Annotated in this window: 20 protein-coding genes and 4 tRNA genes; 1 reads left to right on the forward strand and 23 read right to left on the reverse strand. The window is 35.3% G+C overall.

Annotated features, from left to right (window positions below; translation table 11 throughout):
* Positions 1-162 precede the first annotated feature (162 nt).
* The 16 genes from rplL to BUA03_RS09190 all read right to left on the reverse strand — a co-directional run bounded on the left by rplL (position 163) and on the right by BUA03_RS09190 (position 9,141).
* Positions 163-531 carry a 50S ribosomal protein L7/L12 gene (gene rplL / locus BUA03_RS09115; RefSeq protein ID WP_039109063.1) on the reverse strand — a complete coding sequence of 123 codons (369 nt, stop codon included), beginning with the start codon at positions 529-531 and terminating at the stop codon, positions 163-165.
* A 90-nt stretch (positions 532-621) separates the two neighbouring features.
* Positions 622-1,134 carry a 50S ribosomal protein L10 gene (rplJ, locus tag BUA03_RS09120; protein WP_066082289.1) on the reverse strand — a complete coding sequence of 171 codons (513 nt, stop codon included), beginning with the start codon at positions 1,132-1,134 and terminating at the stop codon, positions 622-624.
* Between the two features lie 22 nt (positions 1,135-1,156).
* Positions 1,157-1,846 carry a 50S ribosomal protein L1 gene (gene rplA / locus BUA03_RS09125; protein ID WP_066082291.1) on the reverse strand — a complete coding sequence of 230 codons (690 nt, stop codon included), beginning with the start codon at positions 1,844-1,846 and terminating at the stop codon, positions 1,157-1,159.
* Positions 1,847-1,859: 13 nt separating this feature from the next.
* Positions 1,860-2,297, reverse strand: coding sequence for a 50S ribosomal protein L11 (gene rplK / locus BUA03_RS09130; RefSeq protein ID WP_066082293.1), 438 nt, complete (start codon positions 2,295-2,297; stop codon positions 1,860-1,862).
* Between the two features lie 66 nt (positions 2,298-2,363).
* Entirely contained in the window at positions 2,364-2,915 is a 552-nt protein-coding gene (gene nusG / locus BUA03_RS09135; protein ID WP_066082295.1) for a transcription termination/antitermination protein NusG, read from the reverse strand.
* Between the two features lie 10 nt (positions 2,916-2,925).
* A complete protein-coding gene (gene secE / locus BUA03_RS09140; RefSeq protein WP_066082297.1) occupies positions 2,926-3,123 on the reverse strand; it encodes a preprotein translocase subunit SecE in 198 nt (65 codons plus the stop codon).
* Between the two features lie 17 nt (positions 3,124-3,140).
* Positions 3,141-3,211: transfer RNA gene (locus tag BUA03_RS09145), tRNA-Trp, on the reverse strand.
* Positions 3,212-3,265: 54 nt separating this feature from the next.
* Positions 3,266-4,453 carry an elongation factor Tu gene (gene tuf, locus BUA03_RS09150; protein WP_066082298.1) on the reverse strand — a complete coding sequence of 396 codons (1,188 nt, stop codon included), beginning with the start codon at positions 4,451-4,453 and terminating at the stop codon, positions 3,266-3,268.
* A 53-nt stretch (positions 4,454-4,506) separates the two neighbouring features.
* A tRNA-Thr gene (locus tag BUA03_RS09155) sits at positions 4,507-4,578 on the reverse strand.
* 191 nt (positions 4,579-4,769) lie between these two features.
* Positions 4,770-4,850 (reverse strand) — tRNA-Tyr (locus tag BUA03_RS09160).
* A gap of 135 nt (positions 4,851-4,985) precedes the next feature.
* A tRNA-Thr gene (locus tag BUA03_RS09165) sits at positions 4,986-5,059 on the reverse strand.
* Positions 5,060-5,148: 89 nt separating this feature from the next.
* Positions 5,149-5,451, reverse strand: coding sequence for a ribosome hibernation-promoting factor, HPF/YfiA family (hpf, locus tag BUA03_RS09170; protein ID WP_066082378.1), 303 nt, complete (start codon positions 5,449-5,451; stop codon positions 5,149-5,151).
* Between the two features lie 34 nt (positions 5,452-5,485).
* Positions 5,486-6,382 carry a tyrosine-type recombinase/integrase gene (locus tag BUA03_RS09175; RefSeq protein ID WP_066082300.1) on the reverse strand — a complete coding sequence of 299 codons (897 nt, stop codon included), beginning with the start codon at positions 6,380-6,382 and terminating at the stop codon, positions 5,486-5,488.
* 68 nt (positions 6,383-6,450) lie between these two features.
* Positions 6,451-6,645, reverse strand: a complete 195-nt coding sequence (rpsU, locus tag BUA03_RS09180) for a 30S ribosomal protein S21 (RefSeq protein WP_035670421.1) — start codon at positions 6,643-6,645, stop codon at positions 6,451-6,453.
* 259 nt (positions 6,646-6,904) lie between these two features.
* The gene (locus BUA03_RS09185) at positions 6,905-8,074 is read right to left on the reverse strand and encodes an acyl-CoA dehydrogenase family protein (protein ID WP_066082302.1); all 1,170 of its coding nucleotides are present in this window, start codon (positions 8,072-8,074) and stop codon (positions 6,905-6,907) included.
* Positions 8,075-8,253: 179 nt separating this feature from the next.
* Positions 8,254-9,141 carry a ComEA family DNA-binding protein gene (locus tag BUA03_RS09190; protein ID WP_066082304.1) on the reverse strand — a complete coding sequence of 296 codons (888 nt, stop codon included), beginning with the start codon at positions 9,139-9,141 and terminating at the stop codon, positions 8,254-8,256.
* Between the two features lie 257 nt (positions 9,142-9,398).
* Between BUA03_RS09190 and BUA03_RS09195 the strand changes: the two genes are divergently transcribed.
* Positions 9,399-10,850: an amino acid permease gene (locus BUA03_RS09195; RefSeq protein WP_066082305.1), complete on the forward strand. Its 1,452-nt coding sequence runs from the start codon at positions 9,399-9,401 to the stop codon at positions 10,848-10,850.
* Between the two features lie 74 nt (positions 10,851-10,924).
* On the opposite strand, the gene BUA03_RS09200 is transcribed toward BUA03_RS09195, so the two are convergent.
* The 7 genes from BUA03_RS09200 to BUA03_RS09230 all read right to left on the reverse strand — a co-directional run bounded on the left by BUA03_RS09200 (position 10,925) and on the right by BUA03_RS09230 (position 21,921).
* Entirely contained in the window at positions 10,925-11,152 is a 228-nt protein-coding gene (locus tag BUA03_RS09200; protein WP_066082307.1) for a PspC family transcriptional regulator, read from the reverse strand.
* Between the two features lie 85 nt (positions 11,153-11,237).
* The gene (locus BUA03_RS09205) at positions 11,238-12,512 is read right to left on the reverse strand and encodes a DUF2851 family protein (RefSeq protein WP_066082308.1); all 1,275 of its coding nucleotides are present in this window, start codon (positions 12,510-12,512) and stop codon (positions 11,238-11,240) included.
* 159 nt (positions 12,513-12,671) lie between these two features.
* Complete coding sequence (locus BUA03_RS09210) at positions 12,672-13,154, reverse strand: 3'-5' exonuclease (protein WP_066082310.1); 483 nt, start codon at positions 13,152-13,154, stop codon at positions 12,672-12,674.
* A gap of 244 nt (positions 13,155-13,398) precedes the next feature.
* On the reverse strand, positions 13,399-14,760 hold the full coding sequence (locus BUA03_RS09215; RefSeq protein WP_066082312.1) for a pyridoxal-phosphate dependent enzyme: 1,362 nt from the start codon (positions 14,758-14,760) through the stop codon (positions 13,399-13,401).
* A gap of 252 nt (positions 14,761-15,012) precedes the next feature.
* Positions 15,013-16,938 (reverse strand): putative porin, encoded by a 1,926-nt coding sequence (locus BUA03_RS09220; RefSeq protein ID WP_066082314.1) that lies wholly within the window; start codon positions 16,936-16,938, stop codon positions 15,013-15,015.
* Between the two features lie 375 nt (positions 16,939-17,313).
* A complete protein-coding gene (locus BUA03_RS09225) occupies positions 17,314-18,864 on the reverse strand; it encodes a RagB/SusD family nutrient uptake outer membrane protein (protein WP_066082315.1) in 1,551 nt (516 codons plus the stop codon).
* A 12-nt stretch (positions 18,865-18,876) separates the two neighbouring features.
* On the reverse strand, positions 18,877-21,921 hold the full coding sequence (locus tag BUA03_RS09230) for a SusC/RagA family TonB-linked outer membrane protein (protein WP_066082317.1): 3,045 nt from the start codon (positions 21,919-21,921) through the stop codon (positions 18,877-18,879).
* Positions 21,922-22,219 lie beyond the last annotated feature (298 nt).

Below are 22,219 nucleotides of genomic sequence, written 5' to 3' on the forward strand. Positions count from 1 at the left end.
CTTATTATCTGTTAATTTTTTTTCCTCGTAATGGGTAAAATGAATTTAATTAAAAGACTAAAATGCAAGTACACAAGGCAGCCTTTTGTTATACGAAAAATGGTTTAGGTCATTGGGTGACTAAACCCAAGACCTAAACCGTATTCTTTAAACTGATTTTAACTATTTAAGTTCAACCTCAGCTCCAGCTTCTTCTAAAGATTTTTTAAGCCCTTCAGCCTCTTCTTTAGAAACACCTTCTTTAACGTTGCTTGGTGCGCTATCTACTACATCTTTAGCTTCTTTCAAACCTAAACCTGTAAGTTCTTTAACCAATTTCACTACAGCTAATTTAGAAGCACCTGCTGCTTTCAATACAACTGTAAATTCTGTTTGCACATCTTCAGCAGCAGCTTCGCCACCACCTGAAACTACTACAGCTGCAGCAGCTGGTTCGATTCCGTACTCATCTTTTAATATTGTTGCTAATTCGTTAACTTCTTTTACTGTTAGGTTAACTAATTGTTCTGCGAATTGTTTCAAATCTGCCATTTTTTCTATCGTTTTAAAATGATTTGTAAAAATATAATTTATTTATTGTGCGCTTTTTAAAATAAAACACTGACTATAAAGTCGGTTTTATTATGCTTCCGCTTCTTCGGTAGCCTCTTCGCTTTTTGCGAATTGGTTTTGAAGAGCAGAAATAACTCTTTGTGCTGGTGACTGTAACAATCCGATAAGTTCGCCGATAAGCTCTTCTTTCGATTTGATAGTTGCTAATGCATCTAATTGATCGTCACCAATGTAAACTTCAGCGTTGATATAAGCACCCTTTAATAAAGGGGTAGCAGATTTTTTTCTGAAATCTTTAATTATTTTTCCAGGTGCATTTGCAACGTCTGAAATAAAGATAGCACTGTTACCTGTCAAAACTGAAGGTAAATCACCATAATCATTAGCAGAAGCCTCCATTGCTTTTGCAAGCAACGTATTTTTTACAACCTCTAATTTTATACCTGCTTTGTAACAAGCCCTTCTCAAGTTTGAAGTAGCCTCTGCATTCATACCAGAAATATCAGATACATAAACAATGTTTGTACCGGCTAACTGTGCAGTTAAAACTTCAATCGCGATTGATTTCTCTTCTCTAGTCATACTAAAAATTTTTAACTACCAATTATACTGCTTTAGGATCCAATGCAATTGCAGGACTCATTGTGCTAGTTAGGTAAATACTTTTAATGTATGTTCCTTTAGCCGCAGTTGGTTTAAGTTTGATTAATGTTTGAATAATTTCGTGAGCATTGTCAATGATTTGTTCTGTTCCAAAAGAAACTTTACCAATTCCTGCATGCACTATACCAGTTTTATCAACTTTGAAATCGATTTTACCGGCTTTAACCTCAGCAACAGCTTTTGCAACATCCATAGTTACAGTACCTGTCTTAGGGTTAGGCATTAAACCTCTAGGTCCTAATATACGACCTAATGGGCCTAATTTACCCATAACAGAAGGCATAGTGATAATTACATCAACATCTGTCCAACCGTCTTTGATTTTTTGTAAATAATCGTCAAGACCCACAAAGTCTGCACCAGCTGCCAAAGCTTCCGCTTCTTTATCTGGAGTCACCAATGCTAATACTTTAACGTCTTTACCAGTTCCATGAGGTAATGTTACCACACCTCTAACCATTTGATTCGCTTTTCTTGGATCTACACCCAAACGTACTGCGATATCAACAGACTCATCAAATTTTGCAGAAGCAACTACTTTTATCAATGCCGCAGCATCTTTAAGAGAATATAGTTTGTTCTTTTCAATTTTTGAAGCAGCCTCTTTTTGCTTTTTTGTCAATTTTGCCATGTCTTTCTCTTAATTAAAAAGGAGCGTCTCCTGATACAGTTATACCCATAGATCTAGCTGTTCCAGCAACCATACTCATTGCAGACTCCATAGTGAATGCGTTTAAGTCTGGCATCTTGTCTTCAGCAATAGCTCTAATTTGTTCCCAAGTAACACTAGCTACTTTTTTACGATTAGGCTCACCAGAACCAGATTTTAGCTTTGCAGCTTCCATTAACTGAACTGCTGCTGGAGGAGTTTTTACAACAAAATCAAATGATTTGTCTTTATACACAGTAATTTGTACTGGGCATATTTTGCCGGGTTTATCTTGAGTTCTTGCATTAAATTGCTTGCAAAACTCCATGATGTTTACCCCAGCAGCTCCTAAAGCAGGTCCAACCGGTGGCGACGGATTCGCAGCACCTCCCTTAACTTGTAGTTTAACTACCTTACTAATTTCTTTAGCCATTTTTTAAAAATTTAACATTACAATCATTGGAAGCGATTGTAATGGATATTATAGATGTAACAAAAATTATACTTTTTCAACTTGCATAAAACTCAACTCTAATGGTGTTTTTCTTCCGAAAATCTTTACCATCACCTCTAGTTTACGCTTTTCTTCATTAATTTTCTCAACAGTACCGTTAAATCCATTGAAAGGACCATCAACAACCTTAATTGTTTCTCCTATATTAAAAGGTATTGCACGCGTATCGGTATTAACCGCTAACTCATCCACTTTACCTAACATTCTGTTTACTTCTGAAATTCGTAAAGGAACAGGCTCTCCACCTTTAATTTCCCCTAAAAATCCAATAACGCTTGTTATTGACTTAATAATATGAGGTATTTCTCCAATAAGATTTGCCTCAATCATAACATAACCCGGAAAATAAACTTTGTCTTTGATTATTTTTTTTCCTTCTTTAACGGTAACGACTTTTTCAGTAGGAACTAAAACTTGGGAAACATAATCACCCATACCTAATCTTGCGATTTCGGTCTCGATGTATGCTTTCACCTTATTTTCTTGTCCGCTTACTGCTCTAACGACATACCACTTTTTAATATTATTATCTGCCATAACAAAAAATTTAAGCTTTTATCCAGTTAAAAAATCCAGCTAAAGCTTTTGCAAAAATTTCGTCTACTCCCCAAGTTGCCAAGGCGAACAGTACTGAAAAGACAGCAACAACAATCGTTAGACGTTGCACCTCAGGCCAAGCTGGCCAAGTTACATTTGACTTTAATTCCTCAAATGCTTCCGATATGTAATTTACAACTTTTGTCATTATGATTTGTTTTTTTGCACGGGCGGAGGGATTCGAACCCCCATCAACGGTTTTGGAGACCGCTATTCTACCCTTGAACTACGCCCGTATTAAAGCCAGTAACAACCATTATAATAGTTACTGGCTATATAATTTAATATAACTATGCTGTTATTTCAGTTACCTGACCAGCACCTACTGTTCTACCACCTTCACGGATCGCAAAACGTAAACCAACACTTAATGCAATTGCGCTAAGCAATACAACACTAATAGTTAAGTTATCCCCAGGCATAACCATCTCTACACCTTCTGGTAAAGTAATGATACCTGTTACATCAGTTGTACGTACATAGAACTGTGGACGGTAGTTATTATGAAATGGTGTATGACGACCACCTTCTTCTTTTTTCAAGATGTAAACCTCTGCTTTAAATGTAGCATGCGGTTTAACTGAACCTGGCTTACAAATAACCATTCCTCTTTTGATGTCTTCTTTTTGAATACCTCTTAAAAGAATACCTACGTTGTCTCCAGCTTCTCCTCTATCAAGGATTTTACGGAACATCTCAACTCCTGTAATAGTAGAAGTCAATTTTTCAGCACCCATACCAATGATTTCAACTGGATCTCCAGTATTAGCAACACCAGTTTCGATACGACCTGTAGCTACAGTTCCACGACCAGTGATTGAAAACACATCTTCAACAGGCATCAAGAAAGGTTTTGCAACGTCTCTTACTGGCTCTTCAATCCAAGAGTCAACAGCAGCCATCAATTCAAGAATTTTTGGTACCCAAACTGGATCATTATTCAATCCACCTAAAGCTGAACCTTGAACAACTGGACCATTATCTCCATCATATTCGTAGAAAGATAACAAGTCTCTGATTTCCATCTCAACTAATTCAAGCAATTCCTCATCATCAACCATATCCACTTTATTCATGAATACAACCATTCTAGGAATACCTACCTGACGGCCTAGTAGGATATGCTCACGTGTTTGTGGCATTGGTCCATCAGTCGCAGCAACTACAAGAATAGCACCATCCATTTGAGCAGCACCAGTAACCATGTTTTTTACGTAATCCGCGTGACCAGGACAGTCAACGTGAGCGTAATGACGGTTAGCAGTTTCATACTCTACGTGAGATGTATTAATTGTAATACCTCTTTCTTTTTCTTCTGGAGCATTATCAATTTGATCAAATGATTTTGCTTGACAGTAACCTGCATCAGACAATACTTTTGTAATTGCCGCAGTTAATGTAGTTTTTCCGTGATCCACATGCCCAATTGTTCCAATGTTTAAATGGGGCTTGTTACGGTTAAAATTTTCCTTTGCCATTTTACTTAATTTTTAATCTTGTTATATATTAATTTCTATTTCCTACTTACTTGAGCCAATGTCGGGAATTGAACCCGAGACCTCTTCCTTACCAAGGAAGCACTCTACCCCTGAGCTACACCGGCAGAGCAACATTTTGTTTCAAGTTTACCATTTCTAGCTATACCAGCCAATTGAAACTTACAAACTTTAAACATTCTTTCGTTGCGATTATCTCGTTTCCTTGATCATCCTGTACCCCTGAAGCGGTACTCAAACTTTTAAAACAAAATTACTCGAAAGCAAACTTTCGCATAATTTCTTGCTTAAATTTTTGTGGGGAGAGCAGGATTCGAACCTGCGAAGTTTACACAGCAGATTTACAGTCTGCCCTCGTTGGCCGCTTGAGTATCTCCCCTACTCCTTTTATTGTCAAATCCTTACAGTCTTGATTCGGTAAAGGGCCTCCCCTTGTCTTCACCCGAGATAAACTTCTCCTCTTTACGGATTCAAAGAAATATACTGCGAGGTACTACAACCTTCCTCTTTCTTGAGCCGGCGGAGGGACTCGAACCCACGACCTGCTGATTACAAATCAGCTGCTCTAGCCAACTGAGCTACGCTGGCAATTCAATAAAAAAAGTCCGCTATTTCTAACGGACTGCAAATGTATAGATTTTATCTCTCAATCAAAACATTTTTTAAAAAAATTTATATTAAATATGCGAACTTATTTTTTCTTTTCTTTTTACCAGCAACCGCTCTAATGATTCTGAAGCGAGTTCTACTGCTTCTTCAAACGTTTTACATTGTTTTTTAACTAAGAAATCGTCTCCAGGCACGTTAATTTTTATCTCTGCAATTTTATTTTCTTTCTCACTTGTCTTTTCAACTTTTAAAAAAACATCTGCAGACACGACTTTATCATAATACTTCTCCAACTTGTCCAATCGTTCTTGAACAAAATCTACTAGCTTTTTGTCAACAGTAAAGTTAACTGCATGAACACTTACCTTCATAATCATCTTTTTTAATTGTTAAACATTTGTAAAATTACTTCCGCCCGCGAGGGTGAGCCTCTTTATATACACTTTTAAGCTCTGAAAGACTATTATGCGTATAAATCTGCGTAGACGCCAGACTAGAATGTCCTAATAATTCTTTCACTGAATTCAAATCTGCTCCATTATTTAATAAATGGGTGGCAAAGGTATGTCGCAATATGTGTGGACTTTTTTTTACTTTTTCAGAGACAGTACTAAAGTAAGAATTAATTAGACGATACACAAAGGAATCATTTAATTTTAACCCTTTTTTAGTGAGAAAAAAATAATCCGCATCAACACCCACCAATACCGAAGTTCGTTCTTTTAGGTACCAATAAAACTGATCTGCAATAACCGGCAAAATAGGAATAATTCGCTCTTTATTTCGCTTCCCAACCACTTTGACCGCACGATTTGCTAAGTCAATATTTGCCATTTTAAGATGAATCAATTCCGCTCGACGCATCCCTGTTGTGTAGAGCAAATCAATGAGGAGCTTATTTCTGACATCTTCAAAACCAACCGTCCCTTGCAGCTGATTCAAAACCGCGGTCACTTCCTTTTCAGAAAAAGGGATTTGAATTATTTTTGGAACCTTAAGCGCTCTGTGCCTCAACATTGGACTAGTCTCTATCTGCTTTGTCCTAACTAGAAATTTATAAAAAGCTTTCAAAGAAGCCATTTTTCTATTCACTGATACATTAGAAATAGCACTGTTAACCAATGCTACAATCCAATTTCTAATTTGTCCGTAGCCTACATGATCTATTTCTTCCTGGTCAAAATGCGTTTTATGAAATGATTCAAAAGAAGCGACGTCATCACAGTAAGCCGTGACAGTATGTGTAGAGTATTTTTTCTCCAACTGGAGGTAATCCCGAAATGCATCTTTATTTGTAGACATAAAAAAACCGTTAGCATCAAAGTTATAAAATTTTGATGACTAACGGTATTTTTATTTAATGGAATCGACTAACTCTCTAAGTTATCTCTCATATTTTGGATATAAGCCGCTTTTTGAATTTTGATTCTATTTGTTACTGAAGGCTTAATAAAAGCAGTACGTGCTCTTAGTTGACGAACAGTTCCTGTTTTATCAAATTTTCTTTTGTAGCGTTTTAACGCTCTATCGATATTTTCTCCGTCTTTAATTGGTATAATTAACATAATATAGACACCCCCTTTCTTTAAGTGTGCAAAAGTAATCATTATTTTGACTTATGAGTTATTAATTGCCAATTTATTTTTGGTGTGCCGGCAAAAACAGCCTTTCGCTCCAAAACAAATCCGCGTTTGCCGTCAGGCTATCCGTTGCAATCTTTTACTCCGCAAAGCTTCATAAAAGGATTTCCACTTCTATCCTTCACACAAAAAAAAGAGCCAATAACAAAATTGACTCTTTTTTTTTCTTTATTTTAAAGCACTACTATTTCACCGCTGGTTTATAATCTTGCTTATCAATTATCATTTTTGATAAAATCTCCTTAAGAATTTCTGAAGTTCCACCACCTATTGGCCCCAAACGACTGTCTCTAAACAAACGTGCTAAGGGATATTCTTCCATGTAACCATAGCCTCCCAGCATTTGCAAACAACTGTAAATAGTTTCATCTGCAACTTTAGTAGATTTTAATTTAGCCATAGTAGCTTCCTTAACTACATATTCTCCTTTGTCTAATCGCGCAACAGCAGCATAATTAAATACTTTACAATGCTCTACCTCTGTTGCATGCTCTACTAACGTATGCCTTAATGCTTGGAATTTATTTATTTTTTTTCCAAAAGCCTCACGTTGTGACATATATTCTATTGTATAATCAATCGCATATTCCGCTCTCGCATGGGCATTTATAGCCATAATCAAGCGCTCTAAAGCAAAATGTTGCATAATATACGGAAAGCCCTTTCCTTCCTCTCCCATCAAATTCTCGACAGGAATTTCTACATTATCAAATGCAATTTCTGCCGTATCGGAAGCTCTCCATCCTAATTTATCTAGTTTTACAGCTGAAACTCCTTTCAAATTCGTATCCATCAAAAAGATACTAATCCCTTTATTCCCCAACTCAGGACTTGTTTTTGCAGCCACTATATAATAATCAGCATAAACTCCATTTGTGATGAATGTTTTAGAACCATTAATAATGTATTTGTCTCCCTTTTTTACTGCATTGGTGCGCATACCCGCAACATCACTACCCCCAAAAGGTTCTGTTATACACAAAGCGCCTATCTTGTCACCAGCAATGCTTGGAGCTAAATAATCTTGTTTTATTCTTTCGTCTCCTTCTGCATTCAAATGAGTCATGGCCAAATAAGAATGAGCCCACATAGCAGCAGCGAAACCAGATGATTTAACTTTTTGAAGTTCTTCTAGAAAAATAACGGTATAAAATAAATCTAAATTCAGTCCGCCATAAACCTCTGGATACCCGATTCCAAAAAAGCCCATTTCCCCGAACTTTTTCCATATAAATCGCTCAATTGACCCGGTTTTTTCCCATTTTTCAATATGAGGCACAACTTCTTTTTGTAAAAAATCTTTTAAACTTTCTCTAAATAATTGGTGTTCTTCTGTGAAATAACTTGAATTCATATAACTATTATTATTTTTAACAAATTGATGTAATTGAAACCAAAAGCAGCAGCTTTGCGTTTCAGACTTAAGTTTTTTTTTGAGTCAAACCATAAAGCCGCATTTTAAAAAAGAATTATAGTACAAAACGACCGTTTTGCAGTAAATTACACTATTTTAGAGCAGCAAATTATAGACTTTTAATCAAAGTCCAAATATAAGTCAATTATTTTTGCTTTATCAACAGGAAATCCCTTAATTTTTGTTAAATCCTCAATGTTGTTAAAATCTCCTTTCATACTTCTGTAGGTCACAATTTCCTTTGCCAAAGTATATCTGAAATAATAAAACTGTGATAACTCTTTTAATGACGCGTTATTGATATCAATTTTCTTAAATTCTGGCAACGTCGTGATCTTAAAATGGGCATTCAAATTTTCAATCACTTCTGGCGACAATCCCCAAACATCCTGCATTTGTTCCATGGAAACAAACCCTCCTAAAGTTTCTTTTTGTTTTAAAATTCGAAGGGAAATGGCTTCGCCGATACCGTAAATTTTGATCAGATCCTCTTTAGTTGCCCGATTTATGTCTAGAACTACTATTTTTTCTTTTTTGGCGAAAGCCGGATTGGAATAATTTTTAAATTTATTCGGCGCTTTTTTATTATTTACCCAATCCGGAAATTTAAAAAATGGCGCTATCTCTTGCAATAAAGAATCAGACACTTTTGTAACATCCTGAAATTCTTCAGGAGAGTTTACAAATTTATTTTCTTTTCTAAAGGCTAACAATCGATCAATCTCCTTCACGGACATTCCCAACTTATACCCTTTATAATCCGTTATAAAATTAGGATTAAAGAGATATACTTTTGGCGTCCTAATTTCAACATTCCTTTTCATGGAATCTAATCCAGATTGTAGCGAAAGCCATTTTTGCTCCGCTGGATCTTCTTTTGTTACTCTGGTAAAATCCCCAAAATAATAAACGAGTTGTAAAGAAATGATAATTACAAACAAACAGAAGATCCCTGTGCCTTGCTGTTTGGAAAACTTAAAATAAGTCTGAATCGTTTTAAAACTCATTTGATGCGATTGTATTTACCCATTGATAAAAGAAATCTAAATTTATAAATAAAAGCAAGACTTGTAACATGTTGAAGAAAAATATATTTGCAAAAAATAACACATTGACAGCGCCTATTATATTGGGTTTTCAAAAGATTTGATTCCGATACTGCACATTATATTGTATTTTATAACTTAAAACTAAATTATTGTTTTTTATTTTTTGTAAAAAAGAATACATTTGGAGCTTAATAACAAACAAAACCATATAACCCATGTCAATTTGGAAAACTAAACCCCTTTCGGTCTTGCTTAATGAAGCATCTGAATCCGAAAAAGGATTAAAAAGGACTTTGTCATCACGTTCATTAGTAGCACTTGGAGTTGGAGCTATTATTGGAGCTGGATTATTCTCATTAACTGGTATTGCTGCTGCGGAACACGCAGGTCCAGCAGTTACCCTTTCCTTTATCTTAGCTGCAGTAGGATGTGCCTTTGCAGGACTTTGCTATGCTGAATTTGCGTCCATGATACCTGTTGCAGGTAGTGCTTATACTTATTCCTACGCCACCATGGGAGAATTTATGGCTTGGATTATAGGTTGGGATTTAGTTCTTGAATACGCATTAGGTGCCGCTACCGTTGGAGTTAGTTGGTCACGATATTTACTGGAATTATTAAATAAGTACGGCATTCATTTGAATCCGAAATTTATATGTTCTCCCTGGGAAACCTTAACATTAGGTGACGGTACCGTTATCGAAGGAGGTTATATTAACCTTCCTGCTATTTTAATCGTTTCTGCACTGTCATTATTATTAATCAGAGGTACAAAAGAATCTGCCTCCATCAATAATATTTTAGTAGTAGTAAAGGTTATTGTTGTAATTATGTTCATTGTTTTAGGATGGGACTACATCGATCCTGCAAATTATTCCCCATATATTCCAGAAAACATTGGTGTTAAAGGCCAGTTTGGTTGGTCAGGAATAGCTGCTGGAGCCGGAACTGTTTTCTTTGCCTTCATTGGTTTTGATGCTGTTTCAACTGCTGCACAAGAAGCAAAAAACCCTCAAAAAGGAATGCCTATTGGTATTTTAGGATCCTTGGTAATTTGTACTATATTATATGTATTATTTGCTCATGTTATGACGGGTCTTGTACCGTATTATGATTTTGCAGGCGATGCAAAACCGGCTGCAACAGCGTTTGCAGTAACAGGCTATACGTTCCTTCAAACGGGATTAATTGTCGCCATTTTGGCAGGATATACCTCTGTAATGTTAGTAATGCTAATGGGACAAAGTCGCGTTTTCTATACGATGAGTAAAGATGGATTACTCCCTGCTTTCTTCAGCGATATTCATGCAAAATTCAGAACTCCTTGGAAAACAAATCTTTTCTTCATGGTATTTGTAAGCCTTTTTGCAGGTTTTGTACCGGTAAGTGATTTGGGTCACATGGTTAGTATTGGAACCTTGTTAGCCTTTGTATTAGTTTGTATCGGCGTATTAGTGATGCGTAAAAAAATGCCGGATGCGCCACGATCTTTTAAAACTCCATTCGTTCCTTACGTTCCTATTGCTGGAGTTTTAGTTTGTAGTTACTTAATGTACTCGCTACCGTATGAAAGTTGGATTCGATTGATTATATGGATGGCACTCGGTGTTGCACTGTACTTTGTTTACGGAAAGAAAAACAGTAAATTAAACAATCCTGATAAATAGATTTACCACAAAAATAAAAAAGGGGATTATAAAGTGCAAGTACTTTATAATCCCCTTTATATTTTTATACCTTATTATAAATCAAAAACTGACGTGCGTTTAGCGCGGATTAAATCCTTTAACCGAATCCAAAAAGCCAAGGTTAGATAAACCGCAAACCACAATCCTGCAGTTACGAATGATAAATAAATAAAAAAAAGCCGCACACTACTGGCACGCATTCCTAATGTATCTGCTAAACGGGAGGAAACATGAAAGCCATGCTTTTCAAAAAAGAACTTGAGCTTAATAATTGCTGACATTTTCTTGAATTGTATGTTGGCAACAAAATTACAAAATTTAACAATCGGTTTAGGTATTAATCATTGCAATTTCCAATGGAGACCTTTACACCTTACTTTTGACTAATTCCAATCCCAAAGCACATTCTAAGCATCTGCTTTTATTACAATACTCCTTTTTGAGTTGCAGCAACGATTGTGTGTCAAAAGCATTTTTTGAAACGATACCAAACGAAGTAAACTTATCAATGATAGCGTTTTTCTCAGGATTCAAGCCGTTTAATAAATGTATCAAATCTTCCGTAATTTCTTTTCCCTGACTTTTGGCAAAAGCAAACTGCAGCGGAATTATTGTATTCACCAACAACAAATCGACGAAAGATTTAGAAAGCATTTTCTTTTTAATGGGACTTTCTTTGTCAAACTGATAATGATTTTCCCAATAAGGAGACACCCCAATTTGAAAAACTTCAACATTATTTTTCAAGGAATTCAAAGTACTTATTTTAGAAAATAAATTTTGGTGTGTGTGATATAAATTAGCCAACTGAGACAAACGAATCGTTGGGAAATTATCCGGTCGATGCTTAAAAAACTGAACCTGCTCTGCGATTAGATGCTCCATTTGATATTTATGCAACAAATAAAAATATCTGAATTTTAAATCTTTGTAATAAGTATCCTCTTTTTCAGAATCCAATAATCCAGCCATTCCAAAAAATAATGCTTCTAGATTCTCAACTTCAAAACATTCTTTTCGGATTATAGAAAAAGGAATAGTTTGGGCCATTTTAAAGAAAGCGTCCCCGTTCGTATTCAAACCAAAATTCTTAGCCAAAAGACTAAACAAAACAGCTTCCCAATCTTGACTGGTTTGCTCTAACAAATCAAAAATAGGCTTAGATTTTCTTTCTAAACGCTCAAAAAATAGCCGCTCCTGCCAATTTTTGAACACAAACTCATCGACCTCTTTAATTTGCTTTTCACAGAAAATCCATGATTTAGGAGCCAGTAACGATTGATAGTTTTGGATGGTGGCTGGATCAACATATTTTTTAAGTTCCAGCACGGGAATTTCAGTATTGTTGTTCCTAAAAATCTCGGTATCGTGTTCCCAAACCACATGAAGAATTACATTTTCATACGCTGAATCCATTTCATGATGATGCACATACCAGTCTGAAGATTTGAGATGAATTTCGACGTTTCCCGCCCATTTTTGATTTCCAATGGTAATTTGAGCATTGAAAAAATCAGGACCTGCCAATTCAAGATACTGACCGACATTGATAATTGTGATTTCTTCATCATTGAAAGTTCTCAAATTCAAAGCATCAAACTTTTTGAATTTCCAAAGGTAATGGAGAAAATCTTCTTTCATTTTTTAGATTTTAGAAAATCCTCAACCCAAACCCGCTCCATTGAAAAGAGCGAAAGACGAAATCGAGGATTTCACATTTCATCATTAAAGGAGAACTAAGATAGTAAATAATACAAGAAGTCTTACTTTAAACAACAATCAATTGAAATCTAAATAAATTTATCGCAGCAGATACAATTTGGCGCAAGCCCTAGCATCTGACAAAGCTTCGTGATGATTCAAAACGATGTTCATTTGGCGGCAACAATCACTCAATTTGGTTGGTTTTAATCCTTTGCTTTTATAGATTTTTACGGTGCATTCCCATCGGGCTGCAAGGTTTAAATCAGCATACTCCAAGCCATAAAGCATCATCGATTTTGCTAAAACGTTTCGGTCAAAACTTTCATTGTGAGCCACTACCACTCTGTTTTGCAGCCGCTTTTTAATTTCTGGAAAAACTTGTATAAATGACTTTGCATGAAGTGTATCGCGAGGATAAATCCCATGGACTTGTATTGTAAAGTGAGAATACAAGTTGTTTGGTGGTTTGATTAAGGTTACAAACTCATCTACAATTATTCCGTTTTCTACAGTAACAATTCCCACGGAACACGGATGATAAGCGGTAGCAGTTTCAAAATCTATAGCGGTGAATGTCATTTTCGAGGTTTTAGGTTTTGGGTTATCGGTTATCTGTTATGAGTTATCTGTTATCGGTTATGCGTTATCGGTTATCTGTTATGAGTTATCTGGTATGCGTTATCTGGTATGCGTTATCTGGTATCGGTTTTGGGCTATAATTTAAATATTGGTTTCATTATAATTTAAAAAAAAGCCACAAATTAGAAGAACTAACACAAAATCAATTTGTGCTGATTGGTCTAATTTATGGCAAAAAAAAAAATTACTTTATCGAACCAATAATATCATATTTGGTAATAATATGGTGATTACCATTTTGCAATTCTATTAAAACTGCGTCATTTTCTTTGGTAAACAATTTAGAAACCTCTTCTATTGGGGTTCCTTGTTTAACAATTGGAAAAGGTCTTCCCATAATTTCTTTAATAGGTTTATCGGCCACATCTTTATCCGCAACATAACTTTGAAACAAATCACTTTCGTCCACAGAGCCAACAAATCCATTGCTATCGATGACCGGAATTTGTGAAATTTTATATTTACGCATGCGTTCAATAGCATGTGAGACTAATTCTTCTGTACGCACAACAATTAATGGTTTATCGATATGGTCCTTGATGACATCTTCTGCTTTTGTAATTTCCTCCTCTAGAAAACCACGTTCGCGCATCCAATCGTCATTGAACATTTTACCTACATAACGACTTCCTGAATCATGGAAAAGAACCACAACTACATCTTCAGGTTTGAAATGTTCTTTGAGCTGCAACAGTCCTTTTACCGCTGCACCTGCTGAATTACCTACAAAAATTCCTTCTTCCAAAGCAATTTTACGGGTATATACTGCGGCATCTTTGTCCGTTACTTTTGTAAACCCATCTATTAAAGAGAAATCCACATTTTTGGGAAGAATGTCTTCGCCAATTCCCTCCGTTATATAAGAATAGATTTCGTTTTCGTCAAATATCCCAGTTTCGTGGTATTTTTTAAACACAGAACCATAAGTATCAATTCCCCATATTTTAATATTTGGATTTCGCTCTTTCAGGTATTTTGCTACTCCCGAAATAGTTCCACCAGTTCCTACACCTACAACAAAGTGTGTAATTTTACCTTCCGTTTGCTCCCAAATCTCCGGACCTGTCTGCTCGTAATGCGCTATAGCGTTGGATGGATTATCGTATTGATTAACATACCACGAATTAGGCGTCTCTTCAGCCAATCTTTTCGAAACTGAATAATACGATCTTGGATCCGTAGGTTCCACATCTGTAGGACACACTACTACTTTTGCTCCTACGGCGCGAAGAATGTCCATTTTTTCTTTAGACTGTTTGTCTGATATCACACAAATCAGCTTGTATCCCTTAATGATAGCTACTAATGCCAATCCCATTCCTGTATTTCCTGAAGTTCCTTCAATGATGGTTCCGCCAGGTTTTAATCTCCCATCAGCTTCCGCATCGGCAATCATTTTTACAGCCATTCTGTCTTTGACAGAATTCCCTGGATTGAATGTTTCCACTTTTGCAAGCACCAAAGCAGCCACTTCAGCGGTTACTTTATTTAATTTAACTAATGGCGTGTTGCCTATTGTACCTAATATATTTTCTGCGTAACGCATTGTATCGTAATTTAAGATTGTAATTTGTTGTAATTAATGCTGCAAAGATAGTATTTTGTTACAAAATAATCTTCGTTGTGGAACTAAGGATAAAAGATTCCTTCGCTACTCTTTTATTACATAGTAATGGAATCAATTTCATTTAAAGGTACCTCCTTTTCTTGTTCGCTTTACTAAGTGCAACCAGACTTTACACCCCTTCTAAAAACACTTGAGAGTGAAACTTCTAGAACATATTCCTTTACTACTTTCTTAATTAAAGAAATTCCAAATCAACCCAAAACGAATGGTAAAATCTCTAGATGGATTGTTGGGTGAAGCGTAAAAATTATTTCCGGTTAGCGCCGAATTAAAATGTTCAACTTTAAAATAGATTCTTGTTCTTTGGATTTTTGCGTTTATAAAAAAATCAAGATTGGGATGGTTACCAATTTGTTTGTCCTTTTGAACAAAAAACTCCCCTATAACAGGATTGTATTCGTTCGCATAATAACTAGAAAAATAATTTAACGAAATACCTGTCTGCAGGAACAATGCTTTTTTAAATATAAAATCAGAGTAGTAAAACGTATTGCGCGTTACAATTTCCGGCACATTTAATATGGCGTCCTGTTGTTCTGCTTTTTGATAGAGAATAGTATTATCCAAAGCAAAGTTTCCGAATTTTACTTCTCTGCTGATTTTAACCGACAAATAATTGATCGTTCCATCGTATTGTGCAGGTGCTACTATTTGCGTTTTTTCTGCTTTCTGCTGGGCACTCGATGCATCTGTAAAATACAAATGATCATTCAAAACTGAAAATTGCAGTTCTGCATTTATCCAAGGCGAAATTGCATTGGCTTTTATGGTATTAATTTTTTCATTCTTGAACTCTTTGGACCAATTGTATTGTACATAACTACTTTGATGCAAATTATAATTATTGTTGGGTAATTTGTTTATATTCTGATATTGAAAGACGAGCTGAATTTCGTCATTTACATCATATTCCAACTTCGCATCCAAATTGGACAGTGACTGTGCCGTTACCGATCTGGAATATAAAAATTTACCCTTCCACTTATTGCGTCGGTATTCATATTGTCCACCAGCGCTGTTGATTTGTTGACTGAATGCGCTGGGAATCGTATTTTGATTGTCAAATACCAGAATCCGATTGTAGTAATAATTAGACCTAAAATCATCAACGAAAAATTGAAAATTCCCCAAAGTAGTATTCTCATAAATCAATCCTACTCTATTGTACATTTTATTATAACGCGTTTGATCATTAATACCACTATCTAGGAAGGAACCACCAAAACGATTCACCTGCTCGGAACCCACCGTAGATAGTAAGGTGGCTTGATTGTATTCGAAGAACTTATTTTCGTAATTAAATTGGTGCGTCACATAGAGGTTATTTGCACCCTTACTCGGATTGACTCTAAAATTATGATCTAAAAAAACACGCTTGCCTTTTAAAAATGATTTAGCATCATTAAAATACACTTCAAATCGCTGCCGGTTATTGTAGTTCGAGTCTTCACTTTCAAAATTCTCGATGGTAGTAATTCCGCCATTTTCTTCATTGAGAATGTCTTGAAAGGTATAATGCGCTTTCGCAAAATAGCGCCTGTTCTTCGTATTGTAGCTGGTCGTAAATCTAAAGTTTCCAGTACTAGACAATTGGTTGAGATACTCACCTTCAGATCGCAATCCTTTATAAGCTATTGAAAAATTTAGATTTTCAGAAGTATTTAGGGTAATAAAAGCATCAACCGACTGTCCTTTTTTGATTGTGGTTTTAAAATACAATTCGGTTACGGGCGTAGCCACAGCGTAATACCTAATTTGGTTGGCTTCTAAAAAATTAAAATGTTTTGCTTTAAAGCCAAATTCAGGATACGGAGAAAAATCCGTTAAGCTGTATTGCAACGTATTATAAGTTTGACCGTCATTAGCAAACGGCAACAATCCAAAAATATCTTTTCGCAAATAATTATGACTGTACTCTTTTTGAATCGTAAGTGACGTATCGATATAGGTCGTGTCATTTTCAATTGTAATCACCTTATACAAATCAATGGTGGCAATTTTAACTGCTGTTGTATCTTTAATTCGCTTTTGCTGACTTACATCTTGAGCAATACATACGTTTGTTACTAATAAAAATAATAATACCGCTTTTTTCATAAATAAAGAATACAGGAATTAATTTGGGAGCAAAAAATAGAATTACGTTATACTGCAGGTATTAATTTGGATTTCATACCAACATAAAAATATAAAAAACAAAGGTAGTTAAATAACTAAATAAAAATTTAAACTTAACAATAATCCAACTCACTATTTAAAAGTATGCCGGAAAAGCCACTTATTAAGTTCTGCTGATTAGCACAACCAATACTAAGTATCCCTATTTTCAATTTTGATATTGCTATAGATTACGCTAACTGCTCTAAATTTAGACCTAAAGCAAAAAAAAAGTTGCAAGAAATAAATCTTGCAACCTTTTAAAAATATTCTGATTAAATAATCAGCACTGTCTCTTAGGACTTGTCCTTAAAATTAGTAACCTGTATTTTGTTGAATAAGAGCGTTACCATTAACTTCCACTTGCGGAATTGGCAAAGCAAACTTGAAACTACTTAAAGGCAAGTTAGTTGGGTTAGCAGCAGGGAAACTCCATGAACCTGAGGCATACTCTGCAGCATCTCTGTCTAAAGTTGCACCCGCCAATGTACCAATACGTTTTAAATCAATAAATCTAAAACCTTCAAATGCCAATTCTTTTCTTCTTTCGTCCAAGATTCCCTTCCAAGCTGCTTGTGGATTAGCAAACACAGGAAGAACTTGAGGTGTTGGAAAACGAGCGTCTAATATTGCTTTCAAATTTGTACCAACACCAACTAAATCGCTAGCTGCAGCTCTCGCTTCAGCTCTGATAAAATACATTTCAGAAAGTCTAGAGACCATAAAATCAGGATTAAATCCATTCGCTGCTGTAACAGCAGATTGACCACCATGTTTTTGCAAAACAATAATATCAGAGTTTCTAACATCCGTTGCAGTAGCATAGTTTGGATCAATTAAGGATGGACTAGTACCAGTCAAATGTACAATAGTGTTAAGTCTAAAGTCATTTGGCACTGCAGCAAGTTTGTTATACAAAGCTCTACTTACCTCATAAAATGGAGAACCATTTCTTCTATTTGCAACAGAAACCCAACCGTTATTTAAGTTAGTGGTTTGAACGTTTTGTTGAACCGTTCTTCTCAATCTAAAAATAACTTCAGTATTAGCACTTTCACTATGCGTATGAAAAACAGCATTGTACTGCGCTTGCGTATTCGCTAATGTAATTCCTGATGTATTAATTACAGTATTAGCAAAAGTTTCAGCATTAGGATAATCCCCTTTTAGCGCGTAAGCACGAGCCTTAAGTGCTTGAGCTAGTACTTTAGAAGGATAATACGTCTTCGATATACCTGCATAAGCTGGCGCCGTATTAGCATCATAAATAGCTATAGCATCGTTCAAATCCTTGTGAATTGCTGTATAAAACACTCCATTTGAAACTCTCAATGGTTTTTCTGTTGTAAGAATAACTCTATCCGCTAAAACTCCTGCTAATGCAGCATCGTCTTTAGGGTTAGGAGAAAAGTAAGACATGATCTTTAGGTGAGCCAATGCTCTCAAAACCAGGGCCTCTGCTTTTGATCTGTTAATTATCTGCTGATCTGCAGGAGTTTTAGCAACAACTTTATCAGCAAAAGTAACAACACGGTTTATTCTAGCAAGAGCAAAATATTGTGATTGCCAAATTATACGAGCAGATTCATTATCAACATTCATTAAAAAAACATAATCTTCAGTAATTCCCTGACCACCATTATTGAATCCAGGCGCAGCTTCATCAGTAAAAATAGAGCTAAAAACATAATCCGCTCTATTAGTCAATATATTCATAGATGAATTTACAAGATTGACTAAATCACTACTTTTGGTTAAAGCGACATCCTCTGTAAGAGAACCAGGAGTAAAAGGCTCCAACAAATCATTTGTACACGAAACAAAAAGTACAAACGAAACAATTAATATTCCAAATATTTTCTTCATAATTTTCTTTAATTAAAATTTAACATCTACGCCAAAAGTATACAACCTAGGTGTTGGGTACTGATATACGTCAAGAGTTCTACTACTTTCAACATCAAATCCATTCCACTTAGTAAAAGTTAATAAATTTTCTCCTTGTAGAGAAAAAGACATCGCAGTCAAAAAAGTATTTTTCAAAAACTTTTGTGGCACATTGTAACCCACTTGAACGTTTCTCATACGAATGTAAGAAGCATCTTTAAGGAAACGATCAGAAGTATCACCTAAACCTAAGTTACCAGCATTTAATGCAGGAACATTTGTATTAGTATTAGTTGAAGTCCATGCATTTAATAAGTCATCAGTAACAGTAAACTGTCCAATATTACCCACAGAATACAAATTGCTTAAATCAGAATCAAATCTAGCTACGTCATATGCATACGTAAACAAAGTAGATACGAAAAAGCCTTTTACACTAAAATCAAATCCAAAACCACCTTGATACTTCGGCAAATTGTTTACACCTGCTCTTCTTTTATCTGCTTGAACAGGATTTTCAGTTGGATTCCCTGCGGCATCCTCAAATAACAATTTTCCATTCACTGGATTAACGCCTAAATAATGAAAAACAAATGGTTCGTTGATACTACCGCCGTTCTCACTTACATAAAGGCCTGCACCTGCAAATATTCTTCCGTTACCCAAAATGTTACTAACAACGTTATTGTTACGAGAACCATTAACTCTAACTGTTAAAGTGATATCTTTTTCTTGATTTTTGATTAAATCATACCCTAAATTTAACTCTAACCCTTTATTTGTTACTGTTACATCAGAATTTTGAGTCAAAGTTGCAGCACCTGAAGTAGATGAAACTGGATTATCTAGAAACAATCGTGAAGTTGCTCTATTGTAATAATCAAAAGATCCCCTAAGTCTTCCTCTAAAAAATTCAAAATCTAAACCAGCATTCCACTGTGTAGTAATCTCCCACTGCAATTCAGGATAACCAAAGTTAATTCCATACCCAGTTCCACCATTGTAGGCATTGTTTGCTATACTATAGATATCAGTAAAACGAGGTGGTTGAATACCAGCGAAAACATCGCCTCCAACTACTCTTTGATTACCTACAGTACCATACGATCCTCTTAATTTTAAAACATCTACAAAAGTAAGATTATCCATAAAAGCCTCTTCATCGATATTCCATCTACCCCCTACAGAATAGTAAGTAGCCCATTGTTTTGACTCAATAAATCTTGAAGAACCATCTCTTCTTACAGAACCCACGATGCCATACTTACCTTTAAAGTCATAATCAAATGAACCAAAATAGGAAATCAAATCATTTCTCACGTTACGTGCTGAAATTCCAGGTACATAAAAATCATTAGTTCCAGTGTCCGCAGCATATCCAGCCCCTGTATTAGGAACAAAAACGCCAGCAATCAAACCTCTTTGTCTAAAATTATTAGTATACAAACGAGAGTGATTGTACTCCATGTTAGCATTCACATTGAAGGTATGATCTCCTAGAGTCTTACCATAATTAACTTGCCATAAATTATTGAAATACCACTCTCTTCTTGAGTTAATATCCTCAAAACCAGTAAAGGTCTGTCCTGCAGCTTGAAACAACAATGCATTAAATGAGTTTGGAAACTCCGATTGAAAAAATCTAGTATCTAATAATTGACCGTTCAGTCTACTGCGTATTGTCAAATCTTTTGTGATATCATACGAGAAATCTGTAGCAACATCAATACGTACTTCATCTGTTTGATTTTTGTACTGTTGAAGTTTATCAACCAACATAATCGGCGTAGCCAATAACCCTGGAGTACTATTATAGTAATCCAATGCTGACTGAGGACCAGTGTAAATACTAGGCGAAACATAAGGAGCTGAAATAAAAGCACCTAAGACATAGTTTCTATTAATAGCACCGTCACCTAAACTAGTCGCTTCATTGTTTTTACTAAAACCAAACGATGTATTAACTTGATATTTAAACTTCTCGTTTACAGATCTACCATTAATGTTATTTCTTAATGTAAATCTTTTCAAACCAGTTGTTGCTAAAATACCTTGTTGCTCAAAATAACCCAATGACGTGTAAGAAGTCATGTTTTGACCACTATTTTCAACGGATATGTTATGTGATGTTGTATTTGATTGATTAAAGAAATAATCAACCCAGTTCGTATCAATATCATAGGCTGCGATTTGAGCATCCGTTAACGTAGCTCCTAAACCACTACCAAAATTTTTCTCAATTTGCAATAATTGTTTCGAACTAGCATAACTGTACTTTGGTTTTTGCAATTCACCAACACCAAACTGAGAGCTTACTCTAAAAGTAGTTTTAGCCTCTCCAAACTTACCTCTTTTAGTTTTGATAACAATAACACCATTTGACCCTCTGTTACCATACTCAGCAATTGCTGCAGCATCTTTCAGTACAGATGTAGACTCAATGTCATTAGGGTTAATAGAACGGAAGTTGTCACTGTTAGAAGGAAAACCATCAATCACATATAATGGATCTGAATTTCCTGTAATAGTTCCTACCCCTCTAATAACAACCGATGATTTAGCACCTGGCTGACCTGTGCTAGCAGTAATATTAACCCCCGCTAATTGACCTTGAAGTGTATTAATCGCATTTGCATTAGGTCTGTTTTCGATTGTTTTACTAGAAACAGTCGCATCTGAAACAACAGCTGACTTTTTAGTTACTGTTCTATACCCTTGAACAACTACCTCAGCTAAAACCTTAGCATCATCTTGCATCGATACGTTGATAGTACTTGCAGCACCCACTGTTTTTGACGATTGACTCATCCCTACGAAAGAGAAAACCAAAACATCTCCCGTTTTCGCTTTTATTGAATAAGCACCATCGAAATTGGTTTGTACTCCTACTTTAGTACCTTTAATTAAAACATTTACACCAGGAACAGGACCAGAAGCGTCAGAAACGACACCGGTAATAGTTCTCTCTTGTGCAAACGCAAATTGCATTGACAGGGCCAATAGCAATGAAAAAATCCATTTGAATTTTGATCTCATATTAAATTTGTTTTGAATTAGTTATTTCACAAAAATCATAATAATTTCTTAAAGAAACAAATATATACTAGAATTAACACAATTTATTTTTTTACAACTTAACCGATCAAAAAAAACATTTACATGCATCGTATTAATAGTTAAACCACATTATTCGCAGATATTTACCTTTAAGTATGTTTTTATGCTAAATTAACATAATGTTAAGCTACTGTCTTTTTAACTCAAAATTTAGAAGAAACACGCATAAAGCTGCACTATAACAGGAATGACAGTTCGCGAAAAAGAACATAAGATT

This window comes from Flavobacterium fryxellicola (assembly GCF_900143245.1).
Taxonomy (GTDB): domain Bacteria; phylum Bacteroidota; class Bacteroidia; order Flavobacteriales; family Flavobacteriaceae; genus Flavobacterium; species Flavobacterium fryxellicola.

What these genes read in the sequence shown, in the direction of transcription:
- rplL (WP_039109063.1), bottom strand. Translation starts at nt 531, where the DNA reads ATGGCAGATTTGAAACAATTCGCAGAACAATTAGTTAACCTAACAGTA.
- rplJ (WP_066082289.1), bottom strand. Translation starts at nt 1,134, where the DNA reads ATGACTAGAGAAGAGAAATCAATCGCGATTGAAGTTTTAACTGCACAG.
- rplA (WP_066082291.1), bottom strand. Translation starts at nt 1,846, where the DNA reads ATGGCAAAATTGACAAAAAAGCAAAAAGAGGCTGCTTCAAAAATTGAA.
- rplK (WP_066082293.1), bottom strand. Translation starts at nt 2,297, where the DNA reads ATGGCTAAAGAAATTAGTAAGGTAGTTAAACTACAAGTTAAGGGAGGT.
- nusG (WP_066082295.1), bottom strand. Translation starts at nt 2,915, where the DNA reads ATGGCAGATAATAATATTAAAAAGTGGTATGTCGTTAGAGCAGTAAGC.
- secE (WP_066082297.1), bottom strand. Translation starts at nt 3,123, where the DNA reads ATGACAAAAGTTGTAAATTACATATCGGAAGCATTTGAGGAATTAAAG.
- tuf (WP_066082298.1), bottom strand. Translation starts at nt 4,453, where the DNA reads ATGGCAAAGGAAAATTTTAACCGTAACAAGCCCCATTTAAACATTGGA.
- hpf (WP_066082378.1), bottom strand. Translation starts at nt 5,451, where the DNA reads ATGAAGGTAAGTGTTCATGCAGTTAACTTTACTGTTGACAAAAAGCTA.
- BUA03_RS09175 (WP_066082300.1), bottom strand. Translation starts at nt 6,382, where the DNA reads ATGTCTACAAATAAAGATGCATTTCGGGATTACCTCCAGTTGGAGAAA.
- rpsU (WP_035670421.1), bottom strand. Translation starts at nt 6,645, where the DNA reads ATGTTAATTATACCAATTAAAGACGGAGAAAATATCGATAGAGCGTTA.
- BUA03_RS09185 (WP_066082302.1), bottom strand. Translation starts at nt 8,074, where the DNA reads ATGAATTCAAGTTATTTCACAGAAGAACACCAATTATTTAGAGAAAGT.
- BUA03_RS09190 (WP_066082304.1), bottom strand. Translation starts at nt 9,141, where the DNA reads ATGAGTTTTAAAACGATTCAGACTTATTTTAAGTTTTCCAAACAGCAA.
- BUA03_RS09195 (WP_066082305.1), top strand. Translation starts at nt 9,399, where the DNA reads ATGTCAATTTGGAAAACTAAACCCCTTTCGGTCTTGCTTAATGAAGCA.
- BUA03_RS09200 (WP_066082307.1), bottom strand. Translation starts at nt 11,152, where the DNA reads ATGTCAGCAATTATTAAGCTCAAGTTCTTTTTTGAAAAGCATGGCTTT.
- BUA03_RS09205 (WP_066082308.1), bottom strand. Translation starts at nt 12,512, where the DNA reads ATGAAAGAAGATTTTCTCCATTACCTTTGGAAATTCAAAAAGTTTGAT.
- BUA03_RS09210 (WP_066082310.1), bottom strand. Translation starts at nt 13,154, where the DNA reads ATGACATTCACCGCTATAGATTTTGAAACTGCTACCGCTTATCATCCG.
- BUA03_RS09215 (WP_066082312.1), bottom strand. Translation starts at nt 14,760, where the DNA reads ATGCGTTACGCAGAAAATATATTAGGTACAATAGGCAACACGCCATTA.
- BUA03_RS09220 (WP_066082314.1), bottom strand. Translation starts at nt 16,938, where the DNA reads ATGAAAAAAGCGGTATTATTATTTTTATTAGTAACAAACGTATGTATT.
- BUA03_RS09225 (WP_066082315.1), bottom strand. Translation starts at nt 18,864, where the DNA reads ATGAAGAAAATATTTGGAATATTAATTGTTTCGTTTGTACTTTTTGTT.
- BUA03_RS09230 (WP_066082317.1), bottom strand. Translation starts at nt 21,921, where the DNA reads ATGAGATCAAAATTCAAATGGATTTTTTCATTGCTATTGGCCCTGTCA.